Annotated in this window: 23 protein-coding genes; 17 read left to right on the top strand and 6 right to left on the bottom strand. The window is 72.5% G+C overall.

The annotated features are described in order from the left end of the window. Positions 1-21: 21 nt before the first annotated feature. The 6 genes from ABZZ17_RS30830 (at position 22) to ABZZ17_RS30805 (ending at position 7,268) form a co-directional block, all read left to right on the top strand. Positions 22-2,343 (top strand): FAD-dependent monooxygenase, encoded by a 2,322-nt coding sequence (locus tag ABZZ17_RS30830; protein ID WP_356880868.1) that lies wholly within the window; start codon positions 22-24, stop codon positions 2,341-2,343. A 12-nt stretch (positions 2,344-2,355) separates the two neighbouring features. Further along, positions 2,356-3,405 carry a carbon-nitrogen hydrolase family protein gene (locus ABZZ17_RS30825; protein ID WP_356880866.1) on the top strand — a complete coding sequence of 350 codons (1,050 nt, stop codon included), beginning with the start codon at positions 2,356-2,358 and terminating at the stop codon, positions 3,403-3,405. Beyond that, positions 3,402-4,514 (top strand): cupin domain-containing protein, encoded by a 1,113-nt coding sequence (locus tag ABZZ17_RS30820; protein WP_356880864.1) that lies wholly within the window; start codon positions 3,402-3,404, stop codon positions 4,512-4,514. Before ABZZ17_RS30825 ends, ABZZ17_RS30820 begins: the two co-directional genes overlap by 4 nt. Positions 4,515-4,613: 99 nt before the next feature. Further along, positions 4,614-5,519, top strand: coding sequence for a fumarylacetoacetate hydrolase family protein (locus tag ABZZ17_RS30815; RefSeq protein ID WP_356880862.1), 906 nt, complete (start codon positions 4,614-4,616; stop codon positions 5,517-5,519). 8 nt (positions 5,520-5,527) lie between these two features. Next, a complete protein-coding gene (locus ABZZ17_RS30810) occupies positions 5,528-6,331 on the top strand; it encodes an Asp/Glu racemase (RefSeq protein ID WP_356880860.1) in 804 nt (267 codons plus the stop codon). 112 nt (positions 6,332-6,443) lie between these two features. Continuing rightward, positions 6,444-7,268, top strand: a complete 825-nt coding sequence (locus tag ABZZ17_RS30805) for a PaaX family transcriptional regulator C-terminal domain-containing protein (RefSeq protein WP_356880858.1) — start codon at positions 6,444-6,446, stop codon at positions 7,266-7,268. On the opposite strand, the gene fabV is transcribed toward ABZZ17_RS30805, so the two are convergent. Both fabV and ABZZ17_RS30795 read right to left on the bottom strand, forming a co-directional pair. Beyond that, positions 7,249-8,493, bottom strand: a complete 1,245-nt coding sequence (gene fabV, locus ABZZ17_RS30800) for an enoyl-[acyl-carrier-protein] reductase FabV (protein ID WP_356880856.1) — start codon at positions 8,491-8,493, stop codon at positions 7,249-7,251. The two genes, ABZZ17_RS30805 and fabV, sit on opposite strands and share 20 nt — an antisense overlap. A gap of 212 nt (positions 8,494-8,705) precedes the next feature. Further along, on the bottom strand, positions 8,706-10,340 hold the full coding sequence (locus ABZZ17_RS30795) for a carboxylesterase family protein (RefSeq protein WP_356880854.1): 1,635 nt from the start codon (positions 10,338-10,340) through the stop codon (positions 8,706-8,708). A 412-nt stretch (positions 10,341-10,752) separates the two neighbouring features. Here ABZZ17_RS30795 and ABZZ17_RS30790 point away from each other — a divergent pair, with 412 nt between their 5' ends. From ABZZ17_RS30790 to ABZZ17_RS30760, 7 genes are all read left to right on the top strand, one after another. Then, a complete protein-coding gene (locus ABZZ17_RS30790) occupies positions 10,753-11,895 on the top strand; it encodes an ABC transporter substrate-binding protein (RefSeq protein ID WP_356880853.1) in 1,143 nt (380 codons plus the stop codon). Between the two features lies 1 nt (position 11,896). Next, entirely contained in the window at positions 11,897-12,775 is an 879-nt protein-coding gene (locus tag ABZZ17_RS30785; protein WP_356880852.1) for a branched-chain amino acid ABC transporter permease, read from the top strand. Next, positions 12,772-13,749: a branched-chain amino acid ABC transporter permease gene (locus tag ABZZ17_RS30780; protein ID WP_356880850.1), complete on the top strand. Its 978-nt coding sequence runs from the start codon at positions 12,772-12,774 to the stop codon at positions 13,747-13,749. Before ABZZ17_RS30785 ends, ABZZ17_RS30780 begins: the two co-directional genes overlap by 4 nt. Next, positions 13,746-14,507, top strand: a complete 762-nt coding sequence (locus ABZZ17_RS30775) for an ABC transporter ATP-binding protein (protein WP_356880848.1) — start codon at positions 13,746-13,748, stop codon at positions 14,505-14,507. Before ABZZ17_RS30780 ends, ABZZ17_RS30775 begins: the two co-directional genes overlap by 4 nt. Then, positions 14,504-15,211 (top strand): ABC transporter ATP-binding protein, encoded by a 708-nt coding sequence (locus ABZZ17_RS30770; RefSeq protein WP_356880846.1) that lies wholly within the window; start codon positions 14,504-14,506, stop codon positions 15,209-15,211. Before ABZZ17_RS30775 ends, ABZZ17_RS30770 begins: the two co-directional genes overlap by 4 nt. A 129-nt stretch (positions 15,212-15,340) precedes the next feature. Further along, positions 15,341-16,141: a response regulator transcription factor gene (locus ABZZ17_RS30765; RefSeq protein WP_356880844.1), complete on the top strand. Its 801-nt coding sequence runs from the start codon at positions 15,341-15,343 to the stop codon at positions 16,139-16,141. Continuing rightward, on the top strand, positions 16,134-17,252 hold the full coding sequence (locus ABZZ17_RS30760; RefSeq protein WP_356880842.1) for a HAMP domain-containing sensor histidine kinase: 1,119 nt from the start codon (positions 16,134-16,136) through the stop codon (positions 17,250-17,252). The genes ABZZ17_RS30765 and ABZZ17_RS30760 overlap by 8 nt, the downstream gene beginning before the upstream one ends. Before the next feature lie 17 nt (positions 17,253-17,269). Here the strand turns inward: ABZZ17_RS30760 and ABZZ17_RS30755 are convergent, their stop codons facing one another. The 4 genes from ABZZ17_RS30755 to ABZZ17_RS30740 form a co-directional block, all read right to left on the bottom strand. Then, positions 17,270-17,866: a DUF308 domain-containing protein gene (locus tag ABZZ17_RS30755; protein ID WP_356880840.1), complete on the bottom strand. Its 597-nt coding sequence runs from the start codon at positions 17,864-17,866 to the stop codon at positions 17,270-17,272. A gap of 122 nt (positions 17,867-17,988) precedes the next feature. Next, entirely contained in the window at positions 17,989-18,855 is an 867-nt protein-coding gene (gene xdhC, locus ABZZ17_RS30750; RefSeq protein ID WP_356880912.1) for a xanthine dehydrogenase accessory protein XdhC, read from the bottom strand. Position 18,856: 1 nt separating this feature from the next. Continuing rightward, positions 18,857-21,256, bottom strand: a complete 2,400-nt coding sequence (gene xdhB, locus ABZZ17_RS30745; RefSeq protein WP_356880838.1) for a xanthine dehydrogenase molybdopterin binding subunit — start codon at positions 21,254-21,256, stop codon at positions 18,857-18,859. Then, positions 21,253-22,740, bottom strand: coding sequence for an FAD binding domain-containing protein (locus tag ABZZ17_RS30740; protein WP_356880836.1), 1,488 nt, complete (start codon positions 22,738-22,740; stop codon positions 21,253-21,255). Before ABZZ17_RS30740 ends, xdhB begins: the two co-directional genes overlap by 4 nt. A 491-nt stretch (positions 22,741-23,231) precedes the next feature. Here ABZZ17_RS30740 and ABZZ17_RS30735 point away from each other — a divergent pair, with 491 nt between their 5' ends. The 4 genes from ABZZ17_RS30735 to ABZZ17_RS30720 form a co-directional block, all read left to right on the top strand. Continuing rightward, positions 23,232-23,669 (top strand): hypothetical protein, encoded by a 438-nt coding sequence (locus ABZZ17_RS30735; protein ID WP_356880834.1) that lies wholly within the window; start codon positions 23,232-23,234, stop codon positions 23,667-23,669. Positions 23,670-23,951: 282 nt separating this feature from the next. Then, complete coding sequence (locus ABZZ17_RS30730) at positions 23,952-24,470, top strand: hypothetical protein (protein ID WP_356880832.1); 519 nt, start codon at positions 23,952-23,954, stop codon at positions 24,468-24,470. Positions 24,471-24,564: 94 nt separating this feature from the next. Beyond that, positions 24,565-25,410: a DUF4097 family beta strand repeat-containing protein gene (locus tag ABZZ17_RS30725; protein WP_356880830.1), complete on the top strand. Its 846-nt coding sequence runs from the start codon at positions 24,565-24,567 to the stop codon at positions 25,408-25,410. A gap of 61 nt (positions 25,411-25,471) precedes the next feature. Further along, positions 25,472-25,707 (top strand): ATP-binding cassette domain-containing protein (locus tag ABZZ17_RS30720; RefSeq protein ID WP_356880828.1); only part of this gene is annotated, 236 nt, incomplete at its 3' end.

Raw genomic sequence — 25,707 nt, 5'->3', positions numbered from 1 at the left:
GGAACCACTAGGAGGAACACCGTGCGCGTAGCAGTCATCGGAGGCGGGCCCGGCGGGCTGTACTTCGCGGCCCTGGCCCAGCAGCTCTCACCGGAGTGGCGGATCACGGTCTGGGAGCGCAACGCCCGCGACGACGCCTTCGGCTTCGGCGTCGTCTTCTCCGACGAGACGCTGGACGGCATCGCACAGGCCGACCCCGCCGTGTTCGCGGCGATGTCCGCGGAGTTCGCCCGGTGGAGCGACATCGACGTCCGCTACGACGGCGAGGTCCACGTCTCCGGTGGCCACGGCTTCGCCGCCCTGGACCGCAACCGGCTGCGGGAGATCCTGCAGAAGCGCTGCGCGGACCTCGGCGTGGAGGTGCGCTACGGCACCCAGGCGCCGCCCGTCGAGGAACTCTCCGCCGCCTACGACCTGGTGGTCGCCGCCGACGGAATCCGCTCCACGGCCCGCGAGGCCTATGCGGCGAGCTTCCGCCCCGACCTGGACGAGCGCCACTGCCGCTACATGTGGCTGTCCACCGACCGCGTCTTCGAGGCGTTCACCTTCATCGTCGAGAAGCGGGACTTCGGCAGCATCCAGGTCCACGCCTATCCCTACGACGGCGAGCGCAGCACGTTCATCGTCGAGATCGCGGAGGACGACTGGCGCCGGGCGGGCTTCGAAGCCCTCGCCGACCGGGAGTTCGCACGCGGCGAGAGCGACGAGGCGAGCGTGCGGCTCTGCGAGGAGATCCTCGCCGAACACCTCGACGGCCACCGCCTGATCCCCAACGCCTCGAAGTGGATCCGCTTCACGACCGTCCGCAACGCCTCCTGGCGCCACGGCAACGTCGTCCTGCTCGGCGACGCCGCCCACACCGCCCACTTCTCCATCGGCTCCGGCACCAAGCTCGCCATGGAGGACGCGCTCGCACTGGCCGCCTGCCTGCACGAACACCCCGACGTGACCTCGGCGCTCGCCGCCTACGAGAACGAACGCCGGCCCGTCGTCGAATCCACCCAGCGAGCCGCCCAGGCCAGCCTCGAATGGTTCGAGAACATCGGCCGCTACACGGCCCAGGAACCCCCGCAGTTCGCCTTCAACCTCCTCACCCGCAGCCGCCGCGTCACCTACGACAACCTGCGCGTACGTGACGAGGGGTTCACCACCGCCGTCAACTCCTCCTCGCCCGTGCCGCCCATGTTCCGCCCCTTCCGGCTCGGCGGACTGCTCCTGCGCAACCGGGTCGTCGTACCGCCCACCGCCCTGTACACCGCACGCGAGGGAGTCCCCGGCGACTTCGACCTCGTCCACCTGAGCACCCAGGCCCTCGGCGGCAGCGGTCTCGTGCTCGCCGGGATGACCGCCGTCAGCGCCGCGGGGCGCGCCACCGCGGGCTGCCCCGGCCTGTACACCGACGAACACGAGTCCGCCTGGCGGCACATCGCCGACTTCGTCCACGGCCGGCCCGGCCAGGACGGCACCTGCCTGGGCATCCAGCTCACCCACGCCGGCCGCCGCGCGGCGGCCCATGCCGACGGGCCGCCGATCGCCGCCTCCCCGCTGGCCTGGGACGACCGGAGCCCGGTGCCGCGCGAAGCGACCCGCGCCGACATGGACACCCTCGTACGGGACTTCGTGCGCGCGGCCCAGCGGGCCGACCGGGCGGGCTTCGACGCCCTGGAACTCCAGTACGGGCACGGCCACTTGATGTCCGGGTTCCTCTCCCCGCTGACCAACCGGCGCACCGACGAGTACGGCGGAAGCCTGGCCGGCCGGCTGCGCTTCCCCCTGGAAGTGCTGCGCGCCGTACGGGCGGTGTGGCCGTTCGGCAAGGCGCTGCTCGTCCGGATCTCGGCGGCCGACTGGGCGCAGGGCGGCCTGAGCGAGGCCGACGCGGTCGGCATCGCCCGCGCGCTCGCCGAGGCGGGAGCCGACGCCATCGACGTCTCCACCGGCGAGGTCGTCGCCCACGAGCGGCCCCGGTACGGGCGCAGCTACCAGACCCCGTACGCGGACCTGATCCGCAACGCCACGGACGTCCCGACCATCGCGGTCGGCGCGATCTCCACGTACGACGACGTGAACTCGATCATCCTGGCGGGCCGGGCCGACCTGTGCGGTGTCGGCCGTGCGCAGCTGCACGACCCCCTGTGGACGCTGCACGCCGCCGCCGCCCAGGACTACAGCGGTCCGGCGGCGCCCTGGCCGGCCTCCTGGCGGGCGGGCAGCGGCCGCCCGCCGGGTGCGCGCACCGACCGGATCGCGCCCCGGCTCCAGCTGCTCCGCGAGCCTTCCGCCCCCGTGCACCTGCGCTGGGTTCCGAGCCTCCCCGCGACCGCCGCCGCATCCGCCCGCTGACCTGGAGTACCGATGGATCTGCCACGCTTCACCGCCGCGGCCGTGCAGGCGGCTCCCGTCTACCTGGACGCCGCGGCGACCGTCGACAAGACGATCGCCCTGATCGCGGAGGCCGCGGCCGGCGGCGCCGAACTGGTCGTCTTCCCCGAGGTGTTCGTCCCCGGCTATCCGTACTGGAACTGGACGATGAACCCGGTCCAGGGCTCGCCCTGGTTCGAGCGGCTCTACCGCTCGGCCGTCGACGTCCCCGGCCCGTACGTCGACCGACTGCGGTCCGCCGCCCGCCAGTACGGGGTCGTCCTCGTCATCGGCGTCAACGAACGCGGCCCGCACAGCCTCGGCGTCCTCTACAACACCCTCCTCACCATCGGCCCCGACGGCGCCCTCCTCGGCGTCCACCGCAAGCTGGTGCCGACCTGGGCCGAGAAGCTGACCTGGACCGGCGGTGACGGCAGTTCGCTGAAGGTCCACCCCACCCCCGTCGGCCCGCTCGGGGCCCTCGCCTGCGGGGAGAACACCAACACCCTCGCCCGCTTCACCCTCCTCGCCCAGGGCGAACTGGTCCACGCTTCCTGCTACATCGCCCTGCCGGTGGCACCGGCCGACTACGACATGGCGGACGCCATCGCCGTCCGCACCGCCGCCCACAGCTTCGAGGGCAAGGTGTTCTCCGTCGTGGCCTGCTCGACGATCTCCCCGGAAATCGTCGACGCCATCGCGGGCGACGACGAGGAGGCGCGCCGCACGCTCGCCCGCCCCCGCAGCGCCCTGTCCGGCGTCTTCGGCCCCGACGGCCGGCCCGTCACCGAGCCGCTGATCGACACCGAGGGCATCGTGTACGCCGAGATCGACCTGGCCAGGTGCATCCAGCCCAAGCAGATGCACGACATTGTCGGCCACTACAACCGGTTCGACGTCTTCCAGCTCCACGTCGACAACCGCCCCCGCACCCCCGTGACCTTCGCGACGGACCCGGCGCACGCCGCGCCGCCCTTCCCGCCCCCGTCACCCCTCCCGCCCCTCTCCACGGAATCCACCGGCATCACGAAGGAGGACGCATGACCACCGAGTACGACGACAGCCGACTGGGCCGAGCCCGGGTGTCCGACTCCCCTGAACTCACCGCGTTCTACGGCGAACTCGCCCAGCTCCAGGCCGGTGCGCTGTGGACCGTGGCCAACGACATCGAGCCCTGGTACCCGCAGCCGAAGTCCGTACCCGTCCTGTGGCGCTACAGCGAACTGCGCCCCCTGGTCCGCAAGGCCCTCGACCTCGTCAAGGCCGACGACGCGGGCCGCCGCGTCGTGATGCTCGTCAACCCGGGCCGCAAGGACGTCAGCGCCGCCGTCGGACTCCTCTACACCGGCCTGCAGATCATGGGCCCCGGCGAGGCGATGACCGCCCACCGCCACCAGGCCGCCGCGCTCCGCTTCGTCCACGAGGGCACCGGAGCCTGGACGATCGTCGACGGACAGAAGCTGCGCGTCGGCCCCGGCGACTTCGCGATCACCCCCAACGGCACCTGGCACGAGCACGGGAACGAGGCCGACGACGCCCCCGTCATCTGGCAGGACGGCCTCGACATCCCGCTCGTCAACGCCCTGGACGCCGGCTTCTACGAGGTCCACCCCGAGCTGTACCAGACCCCCGGAAAGGTCATCAACTCCTCCGTGCTCACCTACGGCGGGAACCTGCTGCCGTACGGCGTCGAGAAGTGGACCCGGCCCTACTCCCCGCTGCTCGCCTTCCCCTGGGAGCCCACCTACGAGGCCCTGCGGGGCCTCGCCAGGGCCACCGAGGGATCTCCGTACGACGGCGTCATAGCGGAGTACACCAACCCGGTCACCGGCGGCTCCGTCATGCCGACCATGGGCGCCCACCTGCAGCTCCTGCGCCCCGGCCAGGCCACGCGGGCCCACCGCCACACCGGCTCGGTGATCTACACCGCCGCCAAGGGACGCGGCGTCTCGGTGATCGCCGGACAGCGGTTCGAGTGGCAGCGGGGCGACATGTTCTGCGTGCCCTCCTGGGCCTGGCACGAGCACCACAACCTCGACCTGTCCGAGGACGCCTGCCTCTTCTCCTTCAACGACTTCCCCGTCATGCGCTCGCTCGGCTTCCACCGCGAAGAGGCCTACACCGACAACGGCGGGCACCAGCCCACCGCCTGAACCGCTCCGCCGCACCGGACGCCGCCGGCCCTGACACCGGCGCCGGTGCGGCGGAGCCCCGCCCCCGCGCACCATCCCCCTCCCACGCAAGGAGCCCCCATGCGGCTGATCAGCTACACCCTCGACGACGATTCCGTGCGCCTCGGAGCCCAGGTCGACGACCACGTCGTCGACCTCGCGGCCCTGGCCGAACGGGCCGCCGTGGAACTGCCCCTGGACCTGCTGTCGTTCATCCGGGCCGGCGCACCCGCCCAGGAGACCGCACGCGGCCTGCTGGCCGCCGGACCCGCGGCCTGGCCCGCCGAGGCCGTGCACCCGGCCGAGGCGGTGACCCTGCGGGCCCCGCTGCGCCCCGGCAAGATCATCGGGGTCGGTCTGAACTACGTCGAGCACGTGGCGGAATCCAGCCGCAGCCTGGACACCGACAAGGAGCGGCCCACGCGCCCCGTGCTCTTCAGCAAGCCCGCCACCGCCGTCACCGGCCCCGGACAGCCCGTCCTGCACAACGCCGACCTCACCACCCAGCTGGACTGGGAGTGCGAACTGGCCGTCGTCATCGGCCGCACCGCCTTCCGGGTGAGCGAGGAGGACGCGTACGACCACATCTTCGGCTTCAGCATCGTCAACGACATCAGTGCCCGCGACCAGCGCCGCTCGGGCCAGTGGTTCTTCTCCAAGGGCCAGGACTCCTACGCGCCCTTCGGCCCCGCCGTCGTCACGGCCGACGACATCCCCGACCCGATGGACCTCGACCTCTCGCTGCGCGTCAACGGAGTCACCAAGCAGAAGTCGAACACCCGCCACATGCTCTTCCCCATCGCCCGCCTCATCGCCGACATCACCTCCGGCGTCACCCTGGAGCCCGGGGACGTCATCGCCACCGGCTCACCCGCCGGCGTCGGCGCCGGCATGGTCCCTCCCGAGTTCCTGCACCCCGGAGACACCGTCGAGGCCACCGTCGAAGGCATCGGCACCCTGACCAACCCCGTCGTCGACGCCCGCTGAGGAGCGACATGTCCGCCCGCGCCCCCCGTACCTACCGCATCGGCCAGATCGTGCCGAGCTCCAACGTCACCATGGAGACCGAGGTCCCCGCGATCCTGCGCGCCCGGGAAACCATCGCGCCGGAACGCTTCACCTTCCACTCCAGCCGCATGCGGATGACCCACGTCACCCCGGAACAGCTCAAGGCCATGGATGCCGACTCGGACCGCTGCGCCGTCGAGCTCTCCGACGCGCGGGTGGACGTACTGGGCTACGCCTGCCTGGTCGCCATCATGAGCACGGGGCTCGGCTACCACCGCACCTCCGAGGAACGCCTGCACGTGCGCACCGTGGAGAACGGCGCCCCGGCCCCCGTCGTCACCAGCGCCGGAGCCCTCGTGCACGGCCTGCACACCCTCAAGGCGAAGAAGATCGCCCTGATCGCACCGTACATGCGCCCGCTGACGAAGACCGTCGTCGACTACCTCACCCACGAGGGCATCGAGGTGCTCGACTACCAGGCCCTGGAGATCCCCGACAACCTCGACGTCGCCGCACACGACCCCGCACGGCTCCCCGGCCTCGCCCAGGCCCTGGACCACGCCGACGCCGACGCCTTCGTGCTCTCCGCCTGCGTCCAGATGCCCTCGCTGGGCGCGATCGACGAAGCCGAACAGCTCCTCGGCAAGCCCGTCGTCTCGGCGGCCGTGTGCACCGTCCACCAGATGCTGCGCGCCCTGGACCTCCCGGCCGTGGCCCCCGGCGCGGGCCACCTCCTGTCCGGCGCCCACGCCGAATCGCCGCCGGCGCGGCAGTCGCCCACCGCGCGGTGACGCCGCCGCGCCGCCCCGTCGCCGCACGTCCGGCCCGCCGTGACCCGGACCTGGACGGCGCCCCGTCCGCCGGGCTCGGTAGGATCGCGACCGCAGACGACGGAAGGCGATCATGGCGGACAGTCCCCTCAGGCCCAGCTCGTTGATCAACACGGTCTACGGGGCGTTCGCGCGCCGGCTCGGCGGCTGGATCTCCGTCGCCGACCTGATCACCCTGATGTCCGAGCTGGACGTCGACGGCCCGGCGGCGCGTTCGGCGATCTCCCGGCTCAAGAAGAAGGGCGTACTCGAACCGGAACACCGCGGCGCCACCGGCTACCGGCTGAGCCCGGCCGCGCACCCCGTCTTCGACGAGGGCGACCGGCGTATCTTCGGCAGCCTGGAGCCGGCGGAGCTCGCCGACGGCTGGGCGATGGCCGTGTTCTCCGTACCGGAGTCCGAGCGCTCGTACCGCTACCAGCTCCGCACCCGGCTCACCTGGCTCGGCTTCGGCAACATCGCCCCCGGCGTCTGGCTGGCACCCGGCCGGCTCCTCGGCGACGCCCGCGACATGCTCGTCCGGCGCGGCCTCAGCGAGTACGTCCACCTGTTCGCCGCGGACTACGCCGCCTTCAGCGACCTGCCCGGGACGGTCAGCTCGTGGTGGGACTTCCCGGCGATCCAGGAGCAGTACGCCACGTTCACCGACGCGTACGGCCCCGTCGCCGCCGGACTCGCGCGGCAGCGGGACATCGACGGCGGCGAGGCCTTCCGCCACTACGTACCCATGCTCACCCAATGGCGCCGGCTGCCCTACCTCGACCCCGGTCTGCCGAGCGAGCTGCTCCCCGCGGACTGGAACGCGGTCGCCGCGCGGCAGACCTTCCAGCAACTCCACGAGGTACTGGCCGAGCCGAGCCTGCTGCACGTACGGCAGGTCACCGGCCTGGCGCCGTGACCGGGGCGTCCCCTGGCACGTCCTGGCGGGCGGGCCAGGGGACGTCGGTCTCGACGGGGGCGGTGTAGTCGACGCCGTCGACGCAGAAGCCGTAGAGGCGGCGGACCTCGTCGCCGAACCAGCCGAGGTCGGCGAGCTCGGTGACGGTGTCGCCGGTGGCGGTGTTCCAGCGTTCGGCGACGGCGTTCTGCACGGCGGGGTCGAGTTCCCAGGTGTCGAGGCGGACCCGGCCCTCGTCGTCGAGGGCGAGGGGCTGAGCGCCCGTCAACTGGTCCCACAGAGAGACCAGTTGCCCGACGGGTGCCACCATCGCGTCGCCGAGGACACCGCGCAGCAGCCCGGTGTACAGGGCGATGCCGGGGATGGCGGTGGAGGACTGGGTGACGGCAGCGGCGTTGACCGAGGTGACGGCCCGGCCGCCCAGGGTCTTGCCGAGGCGCTCGTCCAACGTGCGTGCGGTGGCTTCGAGATGGGCCTTCGCGGCGCCGATCGTGCCCTGCCGGTAGATCGCCGCGGTCAGGGGCGAGCCGATGTAGGACAGGGCGGCGGTGGTGAAGCCCTCGGCAAGCAGGGACCGGCCGGCCAGGAACGTGATCCACCGTTCCCAGTCGGCGCCGCCCATCACCGCCACGGTCTGCTCGACGTCGTCGCCCTCGGCCGGCGCGGTGGTCACCTCCTTGACCTCCGGGGCGCCGTGGTCGTCGAAGACGAGGGTCTTGGTGGTGTGCCGCGAGCCGACCGGCTTGAGGACCGACGCGTACACCTCGCCGGTGTCCGGGTCCGTGCGGCGGGGCGCGGCCACCGAGTAGACCAGGTAGTCGAGCCGTCCCCCGAACCGCTCGGCGAGGAGATCGGCGACCTGCTCCTTCATGGCGTCGCCGAACGCGTCGCCGTTGAGGAAGACCATGTCCCGCCCGTGCAGGCGGGCGAGCCGGTCGGTGGCGGCGGTGCGGTACCAGCCGGCCGTACCGGTGCGCCGCGCGGGCGCCTTCTCGAAGCACACGCCGATGCCGCGGATGCCGACACGGGCCAGGCCCGCGATCGTGGCGGCCAGGCCGTACCCGGCGGACGAGCCGATGACCAGGGCCACCGGCCCTTCGCCCCCGGCGGCGAGCGGGGCGGGGACGGCCCGCCACATCTCGTCCACCAGCCGTCGGCAGCCTTCTGGGTGGGAGTCGAGGAACAGGAAGCCCCGGCTCTTGGGCGCGATGACGCGTTCGTTCACGGTGTGGTGTCCCGGGTGTCGGCACGGACAGGGCCGCGGCGGCCGCCCCGGCCGCCCCGTCCCACCAGTCTGCGGTCGTGCGGACGCCCGCGGTGATCTTGACCGGTACAACGATGCCCGGCCGGGCTTGGAGGGTTTCGCACTGGCGGCGGCACCGGGTCCCGCGGGGCGCGGCGGCGCGGGACCCGGTGGCTCGACCGTGACGACCCGGCCTACGGGACCGCCGGATGGTGCAGTCGGCGCCAGTATCCGGCGACGTCCTCGGTGGCGGTGGTGACCGAGTCGAGGGTCATGGTCGTGCGGGAGTCCCGTCCGTAGCGGTCCCACCGCGGCATGGGGTGCTGGTTGGGGTCGCCCGTGCGGACGAAGGAGATCCAGGACGCGTGCACGGTCGCGGCGAGACCGTCACGGACCCGGGGGGCCAGCCCCGCCAGGAAGGGGGCCTGCGACCACTTGTCGAAGTTGTGGAACACGAACGGCAGCTCCAGGCAGTGCGCGGCCGCGAGCCGGCCGTCGTGCGCGGGCGTCGGGAGGTTGAACTGGTAGGCCCAGACCGGACGGCCGCGGGCCGCCCGCCGTTCGGCCAGCGCCACGCACGGCATGCGGAACAGGTCGTCGGTGATCAGGTCCATGAGGACGTCCAGCGGGCGGGCGCCCGGCCGGGCCTCCTCGTAGGCGGTGTAGGCCTGGGCGGCCCGGCTGCCGAAGGTGTTCCGGGCCCTGGCGAGCACCTGCTCCTTGGTCGCCGCCGCGTACGGCTCGCTGAGGGCGAAGGCGAAGTTCGCCTCCTCCCTGGTCCAGCCGACCAGGACCTCGATGTCGGCCCCGGCGCCGCTGAGCAGCAGATCGGCCGGGTCGCGGTCCAGCGTGACCTCGTCGAGCACCGGCAGGTACGGGGTCGACCAGTACCCCCACTGTGCGGTGCGCCCGAACATCTCGAAGGTGGCGGCGATCAGGCGCTGCCAGGGCACGGCGCGGAGCTCCGCCACGTCCTTGGCTCCGACGATGTCCAGGAAGGTGGCGCTGCGCTGCAGGGATTCGGCCCGGGTGGGGATCTTCAGGCCGAGCGGCGGGCTCTGCAGGATCGCGCGCCGGAACAGTGGGCGGCCCTTGGCCGTCCTGGCACCGGCCAGCGCCGCGACCGACAGCGCACCGCCGGACTGTCCGGCGACGGTGATCTCGTCCGGGTCGCCGCCGAACGCGGCGATGTTGTCCCGTACCCAGTTCAGCGCGGCGAGCTGGTCGGTGAGCCAGAAGTTCCCGCCGGCGCCGTCCTCCCCGAAGTAGAGGTAACCCAGCGGCCCGAGGCGGTAGTTGACCGTCACGACGACGAGGTCACCGTCCCGCGCGAAGGTCTCGCCGGAGTACTGGGGCATCGAGCCGGATCCGGAGACGAAGCCGCCGCCGTGGATCCACACCATCACCGGCCGCTTGGCGCCGCCGGTTCCGGGCGTCCAGACGTTGAGCGTGAGGCAGTCCTCGTCGAAGGGTGGTGAGCCGTGCGTTCCGAGTACCTGGTCGCCGCCTTCCCGGTAGGGCTGCGGCGCGCTCGGCCCGAAGGCGGTCGCGTCGCGCGTCCCCTGCCAGCCGGGGTGGGGCCGGGCCGGCCGCCAGCGGAGGGGGCCGACGGGCGGCGCCGCGTAGGGCACGCCCTTGAAGACGGCGAGGCCCCCTTCCGTGCTTCCGCGCAGCCGGCCCGCGGGCGCGTCCACCACGGGTGAGGAGGCGGCGGCCGGGTGCGGGGCGGCCTGCGCCGCGCCCCCGCCCGGCATGCCGGAGAGCAGCGCGGCACCGGCCAGGACCCCGCCGTTCCTGAGGACCTTGCGCCGCGATGGATCGTCGGTCATGGTGCTTCACTCCCTGACTGATCAAGAGCCCGTCGCCGAATCGGCATGGCGTGATTTTGACGAGGGTCAGTGTTACGACATGAATGGGGCCGGGGTCAAGGGTCCCGGCTCCCGTGGAGCCGGTGATATCGCGAACTCTTGACGTGCGTCGTATATACACGATAGACACGTGTCACCTCCGGTATCCCCGCCGGGCGGCCGACGCGCTCGCCCCGACCCCGGCCCTCGCTCCGGGCCCGTCCGGGCGGAGGCGAAACGCGCACCCCGACCGGTCGCCGGACCATCCCCGGGCCGGCCCCTCCGCCCGGACCCCTCAAGGCAGCCCCATCAGCAACATCCGTCCCGCAAGGGATGGTTGACTACGTTCGGAGTTTCCATGGCAGGTCGATTTCGTCCCGTTGGTCTGATCGCCGTGACGACGGCAGCTCTCTTCCTGACCACGGCATGTGGTGGCGCCAGCCTGGGGACGGGCGACGGCGACCAGCAGAACGGGCCCGTGAAGATCGGGCTCCTCGTCCCGCAGTCGGGGACCTACAAGGCGCTGGGCGACGACATGAAGCAGGGCTTCGAGCTCTACGTCCAAAGGCACGGCGGCAAGCTCGGCGGGCGCGCGGTGGAGATCGTGGTCGCGGACGAGGGGGAGACGGCCGACTCGGGCAAGGCGGCGGCCGAGAAGCTGGTCAAACAGGACCGCGTGCTGGCGGTGAGCGGCGTGGTCAGCTCGGCCACCATCAACGGGGTCAAGGACCTCTTCGAGAGCAGCAAGGTCCCGCTCGTCGGCTCGAACGCCTCGCCCACGACCCTGACCGGGACCGAGTACATCTGGCGGACCTCGTACGTCAACGACGAACCCGGCAAGGCCCTCGGCAAGCACGTGGCCGAGAAGGCCGGCGGCCCGGTCTTCCTGATCGCCGCCGGCTACCAGGCGGGCAAGGACGAGGTGGACGGCTTCAAGTCCACCTTCCTCCCGGCGGGCGGCAAGATCGCGGGGGAGGAGGTCTACACGCCCTTCCCCGGCACCAAGAACTTCCAGCCGTACCTCGCGCAGATCGAGCGGTCCGGAGCCAAGGCCGTCTTCTGCTTCTACGCCGGAGGTGCGGCCGTCGACTTCGTCAAGCAGTACCGGGACTTCGGCCTGGCCGGCAAGATCCCGCTCTACGCGCCCGGCTTCCTCACCGAGGGCGGAGTGCTCAAGGGGCAGGGAGAGGCGGCCGAGGGCATCCTCACCGCACTCAACTACAGCGCGGACCTGGACAACGCGGCCAACGGACAGTTCGCCCCCGCCTACCGGTCCGCCTACGGCACCGACCCGACCACCTACGCGATGGCGTCATGGGACGCGGCGCAGGTGCTCGACCGGGCGATCGGGACCGCAGGCGAGACGGTGACCCCGGAGACGGTCAACGCCGCCATCGCCAAGGCGGGGGACATCGACAGCCCGCGGGGCACCTGGCGGTTCAACAGCGGCGGCACGCCCGTCCAGCCCTGGTACCTGCGCGAGGTCAAGCAGGGGGCCAACACCGTCAGCTCCGAACTCGTCCGCCTGGGCGGCTGACGTGTACGGATGGTTGGACGGCAACTTCGTCAGCGTCATCGACGGGATCGCCTTCGGTCTGCTGCTGTTCACGATCGCGGTCGGCCTGTCCCTGGTCTTCGGCATGATGGACGTGCTCAACCTCGCCCACGGCACCCTCTACCTCGCCGGGGCCTACGTCGCCTACGCCCTGTCCGACGGAAGCCTGTGGGGCCTGCTCCTCGCGCTGGCGGCCGGCGCCCTGCTGGGCACCCTGGGCGGAGCGGCACTGACGTTCCTCACCCAGCCGCTCGCCCGGCGCGGGCACCTGGACCAGGCCGTGCTGACGCTCGGCGTCACCTTCATCGTCGCCGACCTCCTCGCCGCGGCCTTCGGCGGCGACGTGCTGCCCACCGACCCGCCCACCGCGCTCCGCGGCACGGTGGACCTCCTCGGCCACGCCTATCCGGTGTACCGGCTCGTCTTCATCGGCGTCGCGGCCGGCCTCGCCGCCCTCGTGTACCTGCTGTTCGAACGCACCTCGCTCGGAGCCCTGGTGCGGGCCACCGTCGCCGACCGGGACATGGTCCGCGCCCTGGGCGTGGACATCCGCAGGGTGCTCTACGGGGTCTTCGCCCTCGGCGCGGCCCTGGCCGTGGTCGGCGGCGTCCTCGGAGCACCGATCCTGGGCCCCGGCCCGGGCGTCGACGAGACCGTCCTCGTCCTCTCGCTCGTCGTCGTGGTCGTCGGCGGTCTCGGATCCGTGCGCGGCGCGCTCGCCGGCGCGCTCCTCATCGGCCAGGTGCAGACGCTCGGGGTGGCGCTGCTGCCGGAGTACGCGCCCTTCCTGCTCTTCGGCACCATGCTCGCCGTGCTCGTCGTCCGCCCGCACGGCCTGGTCCCGTCGGGGGTGCGCGCATGAGCCCGCCCCGGCCCGCCGGATCCGCCGTCCGGCGGCTGTCCCCGGCCGCCGTCGCCCTCGCGCTCGCGGCGGCCCCGTTCGTCCTCGGCCCGTACGCCATCGGCACGCTGTCGCGGATCCTGGTGTTCGCCCTCCTCGCGATCAGCGTCAACCTGCTCACCGGCCTGACCGGACTGCCGACCCTCGGCCAGTCGGCCTACTTCGGCGTCGGTGCCTATACGGCGGCCGTCGTCGCGACGCGGCTCACCGACGTCGGCGCCTACCAACTGCTCATCGCCGCCGCGGTCTCCGCGCTGGTGGCCGTGCCCACGGGATGGCTGGCGGTGCGGGCCCGGGGCGTGGTGTTCCTGATGCTGACGCTCGCCATCGGCGAGATCGCCTACAGCGCCGCCGTGAACTGGAAATCGCTGACCAACGGCACCGACGGCCTGTCCGGCGTCCCGCCCGTCGTACCACTGCCGGGCATGGCCGCGCTGGAGCTGGACGGACTGGTGTACTGCTACGTCCTGGCCGTGTTCCTGGCCCTGTTCGCGGCCGTCTCCCGCCTGGGCTCGACACCGTTCGCCCTGGCCCTGCGCGGCATCCGCGACAACGAGCGCCGCATGAGCGCGATCGGGTACCCCACCCGTCGCTACGCCCTGGCCGTCTACTGCGGCGCCGGTGCGCTGGCCGGCGTCGCCGGGGCCCTGTGGGTGTCCGTGCAGCGGTTCGTCTCGCCCGGCGACGCCGGATTCGAGATCGCCGCACTCGCCCTGCTCGCCGTCGTCATCGGCGGCTCCGGCTCGCTGTGGGGGGCCTGCGCGGGAGCCGCGCTCGTCTGGGTCACCCGCGACTACCTCGGAAACCTCGAAGCCGTCGCGGGCCGCGGGCCGCTGCTGCTCGGACTGTTCTTCGTCGCCGCCGTCTACGCGCTGCCCCGCGGGCTGGCCGGAGTACGGCTCCCGCCCAAGCCGACCCGGAAGAGGACCACGTGACGGAACACGCCCTACTGGAACTACGCTCGGTCTCACGGCACTTCGGCTCCTTCCGGGCCCTGGACGAGGTCGACCTCACCGTGCGCCGCGGTGCCCGGCACGCCGTCATCGGCCCGAACGGCGCCGGAAAGTCGACGCTGTTCGGCCTGATCTCGGGAACGCTGGCGACGACCGCCGGAACCATCCTCGTCGACGGCCAGGACGTGACCCGGCTGCCCGTGGACCGCCGGGTCGGACTCGGTGTCGCCGCGACGTTCCAGCACTCCAGCCTCTTCATGCGCGAGACCGTGCTGGAGAACGTCCTGCTCGCCGTGCTGCGCCCGGCCGGTGCCGGACTCGGCGGCCTGCGGAAGGTGACCGCCCGGACGGCGGCGCTCGCACGGGCCCGGACGCTGCTGGAGCGGGTCGGGCTGCCCACCCGGCACGACGTCCGGGCGGCCGACCTCTCGCACGGCGAACGGCGGCAGCTGGAGGTCGCCGTCGCGCTGGCCACCGAACCCCGGCTGCTGTTGCTGGACGAGCCGGCCGCCGGCATGTCGCCTGCGGAGACGGCGCGGCTCACCGGACTCGTCGCGGCCCTGCCGGACGAGGTGACGGTGCTCCTGATCGAACACGACCTCGACATGGTCTTCGAGCTCGCCGACACGGTGACCGTCATGCACCTCGGCAGACACCTGAAGACCGGCTCCCCGGACGAGGTGCGGGCCTCGGGCGAGGTCCAGAGCGCCTACCTCGGCACGACGGAGGCCGCCTCGTGAAGCCGTTCCTGAGCATCCGCGGCCTGAGCTCCGGATACGCCGGGGGCGTGGTCCTGGGCGGCGTCGACCTCGACCTCGACGAAGGCGGGACCGTCGCGGTCCTCGGCCGCAACGGGGTCGGGAAGACCACCCTCGTCTCCACCGTCATGGGCCTCGTCCGGCCGTACGGGGGCAGCGTCACCCTCGGCGGCCGGGAGATCGCCGGATCCCGCGTCGACGTGATCGCCCGGGCCGGGGTGGGCGTCGTACCGCAGGGGCGCCGGGTCTTCGCACCGCTGACCGTGGCCGAGCACCTGGCCATCGCGTCGCGGCCCTCGACGCGCGGGCCGTGGACGAGGGCCCGCGTCCTCGACCTGCTCCCACGGCTCGGGGAGCGGCTCGGGCACCGCGGTGACCAGCTCTCCGGCGGGGAACAGCAGATGCTCGCGATCGCCCGGTCCCTGCTGGGGAACCCGCGCCTGCTGCTCCTCGACGAGCCGTCCGACGGCCTCGCCCCGGCGATCGTCGCCCAAGTCGGCGAGGTCATCCGTGAGGTGAGCGCGCAGGGCATGTCGGTGGTCCTCGTCGAACAGAACCTGGGGCTCGCCTTCTCCGTCGCCCGGAACGTGGCGGTCATGCAGAAGGGCCGCATCGTCCACGAGGCGCCCTGCGCGGAGTTCCGGTCCCGCCCCGAAGACAGGCGGCGCCTGCTGGGCGTCGACTGACCGGACGGAGGCGACCGCCCGCGCCGGGTTGACGAAGGGCTCCGGGCGAGACCTTACGGAACGCGGACGCCGGGCCGCACGGCGGCGGGCGCGGCTCCGCGCCGTGCGGCACGGTGTCACCCTGGGACCATGGAATCCCGTAGCGAAACCGAGCGTGCCCCCGCCACCCGGCAGGGCACCGGCCGTGTCCTGGTGGTGGACGACGATCCGACCGTCTCGGAGGTCGTGACGGGCTACCTGGAGCGGGCCGGATTCACGGTGCACCGGGCCGCCGACGGCCCGGCCGCCCTGGAGGCCGCCGCCAGGCACCGCCCCGACCTCGTCGTCCTCGACCTGATGCTGCCCGGCATGGACGGCCTGGAGGTCTGCCGCCGGCTGCGTGCGCGGGCGGACGGGAGGCCTCCCGTGGCCGTGGTCATGCTCACCGCGCGCGGCGACGAAGACGACCGGATCCTGGGCCTCGAAGTCGGCGCGGACGACTACGTGACCAAGCCCTTCAGCCCGCGCGAGCTGGTCCTGCGCGTCCGGTCGGTCCTGCGCAGGGCGTCGACGGCGGCCCCCGCCGACGAACCCCGGCTCGCGGCGGCCGGCCTGGCCGTGGACCCCGCCGCCCGCCGGGCGACGCGGGACGGCGCGGAGCTGGCCCTCACCCTGAGGGAGTTCGACCTCCTCGCCTACTTCCTCCGGCACGCCGGTCAGGTCTGCGACCGGGAACGGCTGATGCGCGAGGTCTGGGGCTGGGACTTCGGCGACCTGTCCACCGTCACCGTCCACGTCCGCAGACTCCGCGCCAAGATCGAGAAGGACCCGGCCGATCCGCGGCTGATCCGGACCGTGTGGGGTGCCGGATACCGCTTCGAAGCGGGCCCCTCCCCGTCCGGGCACGCGGAAGCCACGCCCGGGGCACGTACGGAGGACCGCCGTGCGTGACCTGCTGCTGATCGCCCTGTACGCCTTCCTCGGCGCGGGCGCCGCCGGGCTCCTCGGAGCCGTCGCACTGCGGATACTGCGGCGGCGCAGCGTCGCCGTCACCCTCGCGGTCGTCGCGGCGGTCGCCGTGTCCGCGATGCTCTTCGGGACGCTCGCGGTGGCGTGGGCGATGTTCCTCTCCTCCCACGACCTCGCCGTGGTGACCACGGTCGTCGCCATGGCCGCGGCCGTGTCGCTGGGCACGGCCCTGCTGCTGGGCCGGCAGGTCGTGCGGCGCTGCCGGGAACTCGTCCGCGCGGCACACGACTTCGGGGAGGAAGGCACCTTCACGGCTCCCGCCGCACCGGCCCCCGCCGAACTCGCGGCGCTGAGCCGCGAGCTGGCCCTCACCGCTGAGCGCCTCGCCGCCTCGCGCGAACGCGAGCGGGCCCTGGAGACCTCGCGGCGCGAGCTCGTGGCCTGGATCTCGCACGACCTACGGACCCCGCTGGCCGGGCTGCGCGCCATGTCGGAAGCGCTGGAGGACGGCATCGTGGCCGACCCGGCCCGCTACCACCGGCAGATGCGCGCGGAGGTGGAGCGCCTCAACTCCATGGTCACCGACCTGTTCGAGCTGTCCCGCATCCACGCGGGCGCCCTCTCCCTCACCCCCACCCGCATGTCCCTCTACGACCTGGTCGGCGACGCGCTCGCGGGAGCGGACGCGCTGGCCCGTGAGCACGGCGTACGGCTGGCCGGCGGGAACGTCGCCCCGCTGCCGGTGGAGGTCGACGGCAAGGAGATGACCCGGGTGCTGTCCAACCTCCTGGTCAACGCCATCCGCCACACCCCGGCCGACGGCACCGTCGCGATCGCCGCCGAACGCCGGGCGGACGCCGTGGTGCTGTCCGTCACCGACGCGTGCGGCGGGATCCCCGAGGAGGACCTGCCCCGCGTCTTCGACACCGGCTGGCGGGGCTCCCGGGCCCGTACCCCTCCCGCGGGCGCGGGCCTGGGCCTGGCCATCGTCCGGGGCATCGTCGAAGCCCACTCCGGGCACGCGGACGTCCACAACGTCCCCGGCGGCTGCCGCTTCGAACTGACCCTCCCGGCCACGGCACTAGTGCCGTGACCCGTCGACGGCTTCCGTCATGTGCGGCGGGTGGCGGAACGCAGTGCGAGGGCCATCACCACTTCGAACACGCCGAGCAGGACGAGCCACAGTCCCAGCAGCCGGGTCAGCGCGACCGCGGAGTCCACCGGGAAGCACAGGACCACGATGCCGGCGACGGCGCCGAGGGCGCCCACGGCGAAGAGCAGGCCGCGGTGCACGAGCGCGCGGTCCGCGATCGCGACGTACGCCGTGAGCACTCCGGTCAGCAGCCAGAACACCCCGACGATCAGCGACAGCGCGCCGATCGTCTGCATCGGATGCCGCAGGACGAGGACGCCCGCCAGGAACGCCAGCATGGCGATGAGGATGCCCGCCAGTCTGCTGCCGCCCCCGTCGCTGCCGTGCGAGAAGGCGGTGACGAACCGGAAGCCGCCCGCCACCAGGAGCTGCAGACCGATGATCACGGCCAGGACGTGCAGCGTCTCGTCCGGCCAGACGAGTACAAGGATGCCGGGGATCAACGTGGCGAGGGCGAAGCCGAGCGCCCAGTGCCACGAGCCCCCGAGCTGTCTGAGGACGTCCTCGGGGTCGCTCTGCGCGTGCCGTGGCGACGCGTCGGAGGGTACGGTCATCACGCCTCCCGGGCCAGCCGAACGGCCAGCCTCGGCAGGGGCACCTCGAAGGCCGTCGGACATGCCGTATGTGCCTGTCGGTCCCACTTTAGGCCGTTGCGGCACGGCTCGCCCGCGGCGTCTCAGGCGCTGCTGGCCACCGGGGGGTCCGCCACCGCGGCCAGCGTGTCCGGTGCGGCCCAGCGGCGCTCCTGTTCGAAGGTCCGGAGCAGGTCCGCCGCGACGCTCACCGCGATCGTGGCGGGTTCCTTGCCGGTGATCCCCGCGATCCCGATCGGGGTCTTGATCCGGTCGATGGCGGCGGCGTCGTGGCCGCCCTCGTCGGCCAGGCGTTGCCGGAACCGCGCCCATTTGGCGGCCGAGCCGATCAGGCCGACCGAGCCGAGACCAGGGGTGCGCAGGGCGGCGTCGCACAGGGCGGCGTCCTCGGCATGATCATGGGTCATGATCAGGACGTGGGTGCCCGGCGGCAGTTCCGCGAGCACCTCCTCCGGAAGCAGCGGGGTGTGGTGCACGTCGATCCGCGCCACCGGGTCCGCGAGCACGCCGAGCCGCTCGTCGGTGAGCATGTCCGGCCGGGTGTCGATCAGGTGCAGATCGAGGTGGTGGCGGGCGAGGATGCGCGCCAGCTCCAGTCCGACGTGCCCGACGCCGAAGACCGCCACCGCCTGGACCACCGGCAGCGGTTCGAGCAGCACGGTCACCGCTCCGCCGCAGCACTGCACGCCGTGCCGGCCGGTGACCTTGTCGTTCAGGGCGAACTCCATCAGCTCCGGCTCGGGATCGGCCGCGCCGTTCAGCTCGCGCGCCCGGTCGATGGCGACCGCCTCGATGTTGCCGCCGCCGATCGAACCCCACGTCTCGGTCCGGCCCACGACGAGTTTGGCACCGGCCCGGCGGGGCGCGTGGCCGCGCACGGTCGCGACGGTCACGAGCACACCGGGTTCCCGGCGTGCCCGCAACCGCGCGACCGCGGCCACCCAGCTCATGTCAGGCATGACTCAAAGCACTTGCCTCAGTGGCGACTTCACTGCCGCCGGGCGCGTCGGCGCCCTGCCGCGCGCCGCCCGCGCGGACCGCTTCGACCGCCCAGTACACCGCCTCCGGTGTCGCGGGGGAGGCGAGTTCCACGCTGACCCCGCCGGGCCCGAACGCGGCGGCGGCCTCCCGCAGCGCTTCCCGCACCGAGAACGCCAGCATCAGCGGAGGTTCGCCGACCGCCTTGGACCCGTAGACCGCGCCCTCCTCGGTGGCGTTCTCCAGCAGCCTGACGTTGAACTCCTCGGGCATCTCCGAGAAGCTCGGCAGCTTGTACGTGCTCGCGGCCTGCGTCAGCAGCCGGCCGCGGTTCGGCCCGTCACCGGCGTCCCAGCGCATGTCCTCCAGCGTGAGCCAGCCCGCGCCCTGCACGAAACCGCCCTCGACCTGACCGATGTCGATCATCGGGGAGAGGCTGTCGCCGACGTCGTGCACGATGTCCACGCGCCGGATCCGGTAGGCGCCGGTGAACCCGTCCACCTCCACCTCCGTCGCGGCGGCGCCGTAGGAGAAGTACTTGAACGGCGAGCCGTGGAAGGCCTTCGCGTCCCAGTGCAGTCCCTCGGTCCGGTAGAAACCGGCCGCCGACAGCTGGACCCGCTGGAAGTACGCGGTGCGCACCAGGTCGTCCCAGGCCAGCTCCTTGTCGTTGCCGAGGACGCGTGCGACGCCCTCGACGATGCGCACGTCCGAGGCGTTCGCCCCCAGCTGGGTGCCGGCCACCTGGAGGAGGCGCTCGCGGATCTGCTCGCAGGCGTTCTTCACCGCCGCGCCGTTGAGGTCGGCCCCGGCGCTGGCGGCGGTGGCGGAGGTGTTGGGGACCTTGTCCGTGCGCGTCGGAGCCAGCCGCACCTTGTGCAGCGGGATGCCCAGCGTCGTCGCGGCCACCTGCAGCATCTTGGTGTGCAGGCCCTGCCCCATCTCGGTGCCGCCGTGGTTGATCAGGACCGAGCCGTCCTTGTAGACCAGTACCAGCGCGCCGGCCTGGTTGAAGGCGGTGAGGTTGAACGAGATCCCGAACTTGATCCCGGTGAGCGCGAGCGCCCGCTTGGTGTGCGGGTGCGTGGCGTTGAACGCCTCGATCTCGCGCCGCCGGTCGGCGATGCGGGCGTCCTCCTGCACCTGCTGCCAGACGACGGAGATCCGCTCGGGGCGGGGGACCGGCTGACCGTACGGCGTCGACTGGCCCTGCCGGTAGAAGTTGCGTGCGCGCAGCTCCATCGGATCCAGGCCGAGCAGTGGCGCGCACCGGCCCATGATGTCCTCGATCACCAGCATGCCCTGCGGTCCGCCGAAGCCGCGGAAGGCGGTGTTGGAGACCTTGTTGGTCTTGGCGATGCGGCCGGTGACGCGCGCGTGGGGGATCCAATAGGTGTTGTCGATGTGGCACAGCGCGCGGGCCACCACGGGCTCGGACAGGTCCAGGCTCCAGCCGCCGTCCGCGGTCAGGGTGGCGTCCAGGGCCTGGATGCGGCCCTCGGCGTCGAAGCCGATCTTCCAGGTGGCGTGGAAGCCGTGGCGCTTGCCGGACATGGTCAGGTCCTGGGTCCGGTTGAGCCGCACCCGCACCGGCCGGCCGGTCAGCCTGGCGCCGAGCGCGGCGACGGCCGCGAACCCGTGCGGCTGCATCTCCTTGCCGCCGAAGCCGCCGCCCATCCGCAGGCACTGCACGGTGACCTCGTGGCTGTGCAGGCCGAGGACGTGCGCCACGATCTCCTGCGTCTCCGAGGGGTGCTGGGTGCTGCTCTGGACGAACATCTGCCCGTTCTCGTCGACGTGGGCCAGCGCCGCGTGCGTTTCGAGATAGAAGTGTTCCTGGTCGGAGAAGTGGAACTCGCCGGTGAACACGTGGGCGGAGTCGTCGAAGCCGGCGTCGACGTCACCGGTCACCATGACGGGCCGGGCGCCGTGGAAGCTCTCGGCCTCGATCGCTTCCCGCAGCGTGACCACGGAGGGCTTCTCGTCGAGGTCCACCTCGACGGCCGCCGCACCCAGCCGGGCCGCCTCCAGGGTTTCGGCGAGCACCCAGGCGACCGCGTGGCCGTGGAACATGACCTCGTCGGGGAACAGCGGTTCGTCGTGCTTCATCCCGGCGTCGTTGACACCCGGCACGTCGGCACCGGTCAGGACGCGCACCACACCGGGCACGGCGAGCGCGGGTTCGGTGCGCAGCGCGGTGATCCTGCCGTGCGCCTTCATGACCTGGACCGGGTGGGCGTGCAGTACGTCCTTGGTGCGCTGGACCAGGTCGTCGGTGTACAGCGCGGCGCCGGTGACGTGCAGGTTGGCGCTCTCGTGCGGCATCGAAACGCCGACGACGGGCTTTTCGGGACGGTCGGACAGATGGCTCATGACGACACCTCCTCGGTGGTTCGCGCGTACAGCTTCAGCAGGCTCTGGCCGAGCATCGCGGAGCGGTAGCCGGCACTGGCGCGGTGGTCGTCCATGGGTGTGCCCTGGGCCCGCAGCGCCCGGGACGCGGCGTCGACGGTCTGCGCCGTCCACGGTTCGCCCTCCAGGGCCGCCTCGGCGGCGAGGGCGCGGATCGGGGTGGCGGCCACGCCGCCCAGACCGATCCGCGCCTTGCGGACGATCCCGTCCTCGATGTCGAGGGCGAAGGCGACCGCGACGCTGGAGATGTCGTCGAAGCGCCGCTTGGCGATCTTGTGGAAGGCGGCGACCGGCGACAGCGGCAGCGGGACCCGGACCGCGCGGATCAGCTCGCCGGGACGGCGCACGCTCTGCCGGTAGCCGGTGAAGTAGTCGCAGAGGGGGACCTCCCGCTCCCCGTCGGCGTCGGCGAGCACCACCGACGCCTCCAGCGCGAGCAGTACGGGCGGGCTGTCACCGATGGGGGAGCCGGTGCCCAGGTTGCCGCCGAGGGTCGCACCGTTGCGGATGAGCCGGGACGCGAACTGCGGGAACAGCTCCGCCAGCAGGGGGACGCGGCCGTCGAGGCGGCGTTCGATCTCGGTGAGCGTCTGCGCCGCCCCGATCTCGATGTGGTCGGACTCGACGCGCAGCTCCCGCAGTTCGGGCAGCCGGTCGATCGCGACCACGCAACTGGCGCGGCGGGCCCGGATGTTCACCTCCACGCCCCAGTCGGTGCTGCCGGCGACCACGACCGCGTCCGGCCGCTCGCGCAGCAGCCGCAGGGCTTCGGCCAGGGTGCCCGGCCGCAGGAACGTGCTGTCGTTCCGGGTGTAGGCGGTGGCGACCGGTGCGGGCGGGGACTGTTCGCGGCGCTGCGCGAGGGCGTCGTCCTCGGCGGGCGTCCCGACGGCGTACGCGGCGTCGCGGATCGGGCGGTATCCGGTGCACCGGCACAGGTTTCCGCTCAGCGCGTGCAGATCGAAACCGTTCGGACCGTGCTCCGGGTCGGCGGCGGCGCCGGTGGCGGACTGGGCGCCGTCGGCCGGACCGGCGTGCGCGCAGCGGTCGGGACGGTAGTACTCGGCGGCCATGCTGCAGATGAACCCCGGTGTGCAGTAACCGCATTGGGATCCGCCGCGGACGGCCATCTCCTCCTGCACGGGGTGCAGCGCGGTGGGCGTACCGGATTCGTCGACGGTGGCGAGACCTTCGGAGGTGATGACCTCTTGGCCGTCGAGCGCCGCCACCGGCACCAGGCAGGCGTTGACCGCGACCCAGTCGGTGGGCTTGTTCACCCCGGGGCGGGCCACCAGGACGGAACAGGCGCCGCATTCGCCCTCGGCGCAGCCCTCCTTGGTGCCGGTGAGGCCGCGCTCGCGCAGGAAATCCAGCACGGTGGTGTGGGGTGCGGCCGGTGAAATCGGTGTTTCTTTCCCGTTGACCGTGATCCGCGCCGCTACCATCGCGCGTCCTCGTTCCGGAGCGTGGCCGATCTGACTGTCCTAGTCGCCATTGCAAGTGCTTTCTCGTTCAGGGACGCCGCATCCGGACAACGCGCGGCGCGGCACATCGGCACGCAGCGAGGTGCCGTGAGCGGTGAGAGAGAGGGGAAGGTGCCGGGGCCGCGATCGGGCACGCCGGGAAGGGGGCTGGTCAGCAGCCGTGTGCGACACGACCCGGAGCCCAGGCGATCTGGTGGGACAGGCGAAGCACCGCGGAGATGGTCGACATCCGGCTTCGCCCCCTTCCAGTACAGCGGCTCACGAGTAGGTGCGGTCGAAGTTACGTTGCCGCAGGTTCGCCGGTCAAGCCGTTCCTGGGTCGATTCTACGAAGGGCCGCCCCGTCGGGCGGCTGGTTCTCGTAGGCGCGTCCAGTCCGGCCGGGAGCCCCGTTTTGACAGGCCCCGGAGGGGTGGCAGGGTGGTATGTGGGGTCGATGTCGGGAGGCTCCGCATGACAACCGGTTGCGCATGGAGATCCGCCCTGGCGCGGCAACTGCCGCTCAGGCTCACGGCCGGCACGTTCTTCCTGAGCTCGGGGCTCTCGAAAATCGGTGCGGACGAGGCCACCGCCGAGGGATTGCAGCAGTTCGCCGCCACGGCCTACCCGTTCCTGGGCGGGCAGGACGCCCGTAAGTTCGTCCGGCTGCTGGCCGCCGGGGAACTCGCCATCGCCACCGCCCTGCTCCTGCCGGTGGTCCCCGCCGCTGTCGCCGGTGGCGCGCTGACCGCGTTCTCCGTCGGCACGCTCGGGCTCTACCTGCGCGTTCCGGGGATGCGGGAGGAAGGCGGCCTGCGCCCGACCGAGCAGGGGATCGCGCTGGCCAAGGACGTCTGGCTGCTGGGCATCGGCGTGTCCCTCGTCGTCGACGACGTGAACGAGCGCCGCTGACCGGGCCGCACCACGTCGCGGGCCCGGGTGCGCAGCCCCGTTGCCGATGCCCTTCGCCCGTGGGGGACGGACCGGTTGGCGCCATGTGACGCCATGTGGTGCCACATGGCGCCACTCGGCGCCATGCCATGCGCCATGGCGGCTCGGAGTGGGTGTGGTGCCTCCCTGGATCACCCCGCCCGCTTCCTGTATGTGCAGGTCAGGAGAGTGATCCGAGAGCGCGGACCACGTGAGGCGCCGTCAGGCTTGCGGATGGCGCCATCGTGGTGCCATTATGGCGTCATGGATCTGACCCCGTATGTCGACACCCTGCGCCGTGAACTCGCGGTGGCCGCCGAAGCCGGCGGGGAGGACGCCCGCGAGCTGGCCGAGCGGCTCACCGCTCCGCTGGAGTCGGCGACCCGGCTGACCATGCTCCACGTGCTCTCCGCCGCGATGGACGAGATCACGCGCGAACTCGCCCCCGGCTCGGTCGACGTACGGCTGCGCGGGCTCGACCCCGACTTCGTGGTGACGCTGCCGCCCGCCGAGGGGCGCCCCGCGGAGCCGGCCGCGCCCGTCGAGGCGCTCACGGCGCAGGCGGCACCCGCCGAGGGCGACGAGGGCGGCACCGCCCGCGTCAACCTGCGGCTGCCGGCTCACCTCAAGACCCGCGCCGAGGAGGCCGCCGGCCGCGAGGGCCTGTCGGTCAACGCGTGGCTCGTGCGGGCCGTGTCCGCCGCGGTCGACGGCGGTGGCACGCCGCGGACGACGGAGAGGGCCCGGACCGTCGGACAGAGCTTCACGGGCTGGGTGCGCTAGCCCCTCCGCCCGCCGCGCTTCACCCCGCACCACTTCACCCACACCGCGTCCCACCAGCCGGGACGCCCCAAGGACTCATGAGGACGGGACAGCCATGCCTTCTTTCGACACGCCCGAACCGATTTCGGTCACCGCCCACGTGGACGCCGGTTCCATCCAGTTCGCCGCGGGCGACCGCCTCGACACCGTCGTCGAAGTCCGGCCCCGCGACCCGAAGAAGGACCAGGACGTGCGGTCGGCCGACCAGACCGAAGTCACGTACGCGAGCGGGGTCCTGACCGTCAGGACGCCCAAGCAGCGCAACCTCTTCGGGCGCACCGGCACCGTCGACGTGACCGTCGAACTGCCCACCGGTTCGCGCGTCGACATGACCGGCGCCTGGGCCCAGGTGCTCGGCGAGGGCCGGCTGGGCGAGGTCCGCGTGAAGACCTCGTCCGGCGACGTCCGCCTCGACACGACCGGGCCGCTCCACCTGACCGCCTCCCACGGTTCGATCACCGTCGACCGGATCGAGGGCGCCTCCGAGATCACCACCAGCTCCGGCAGCCTGCGCGTCGGTACCGCCGACGGCTCCGCCGTACTGAAGAACTCGCACGGCACCACGACCGTCGGCGCCGTCACCGGCGACCTGAGGGTGAGGGGCTCCAACGGCGACATCGACATCGCGCGCGCCGAGGGCTCCGTCGCCGCCACCACCGCCCACGGCACGCTGCGTGTCGCCGACGTCGCCCGCGGCACCGTCCAGTTGGAGACCTCCTACGGCGCCATCGAGGTCGGCATCCGCGAGGGCGCGGCCGCCTGGCTCGACGTCAGCTCCGACCACGGATGGGTGCGCAACACCCTCACCGCCTCCGAAGCCCCGGAGAAGGACGGGGACACCGTCGAGGTCCGCGCCCGGACCCGGCACGGCAACATCGACGTCCGCCGCGCCCGGGCCTGAGTGCCGGCCCCGCGAACCCGCCCGTTCCCCCGTCGCTCCAGCCTCCGAAAGGGAGGACTCCATGCCTTCTTCTGTCATGCCCACGCCACGGCAGTCCTGTGCGCCGTCGCCCGCCGCCGTTTCCGCCGTCGGTCTGCGCAAGTCCTACGGCGACAAGACCGTGCTCGACGGCATCGACCTGCACATCCCGGCCGGGTCCGTGTTCTCCCTGCTCGGGCCGAACGGCGCCGGCAAGACCACCGCCGTGAAGATCCTCTCCACCCTGATCACCGCCGACGCCGGCCAGATCCACGTCGG

It is taken from the genome of Streptomyces sp. NPDC006512 (assembly GCF_040611935.1).
In the GTDB taxonomy this organism is placed as follows: domain Bacteria; phylum Actinomycetota; class Actinomycetes; order Streptomycetales; family Streptomycetaceae; genus Streptomyces.
The sequence above is the reverse complement of the archived record's forward strand: the minus strand, read 5'-3'. Positions and strand labels throughout refer to the sequence as shown.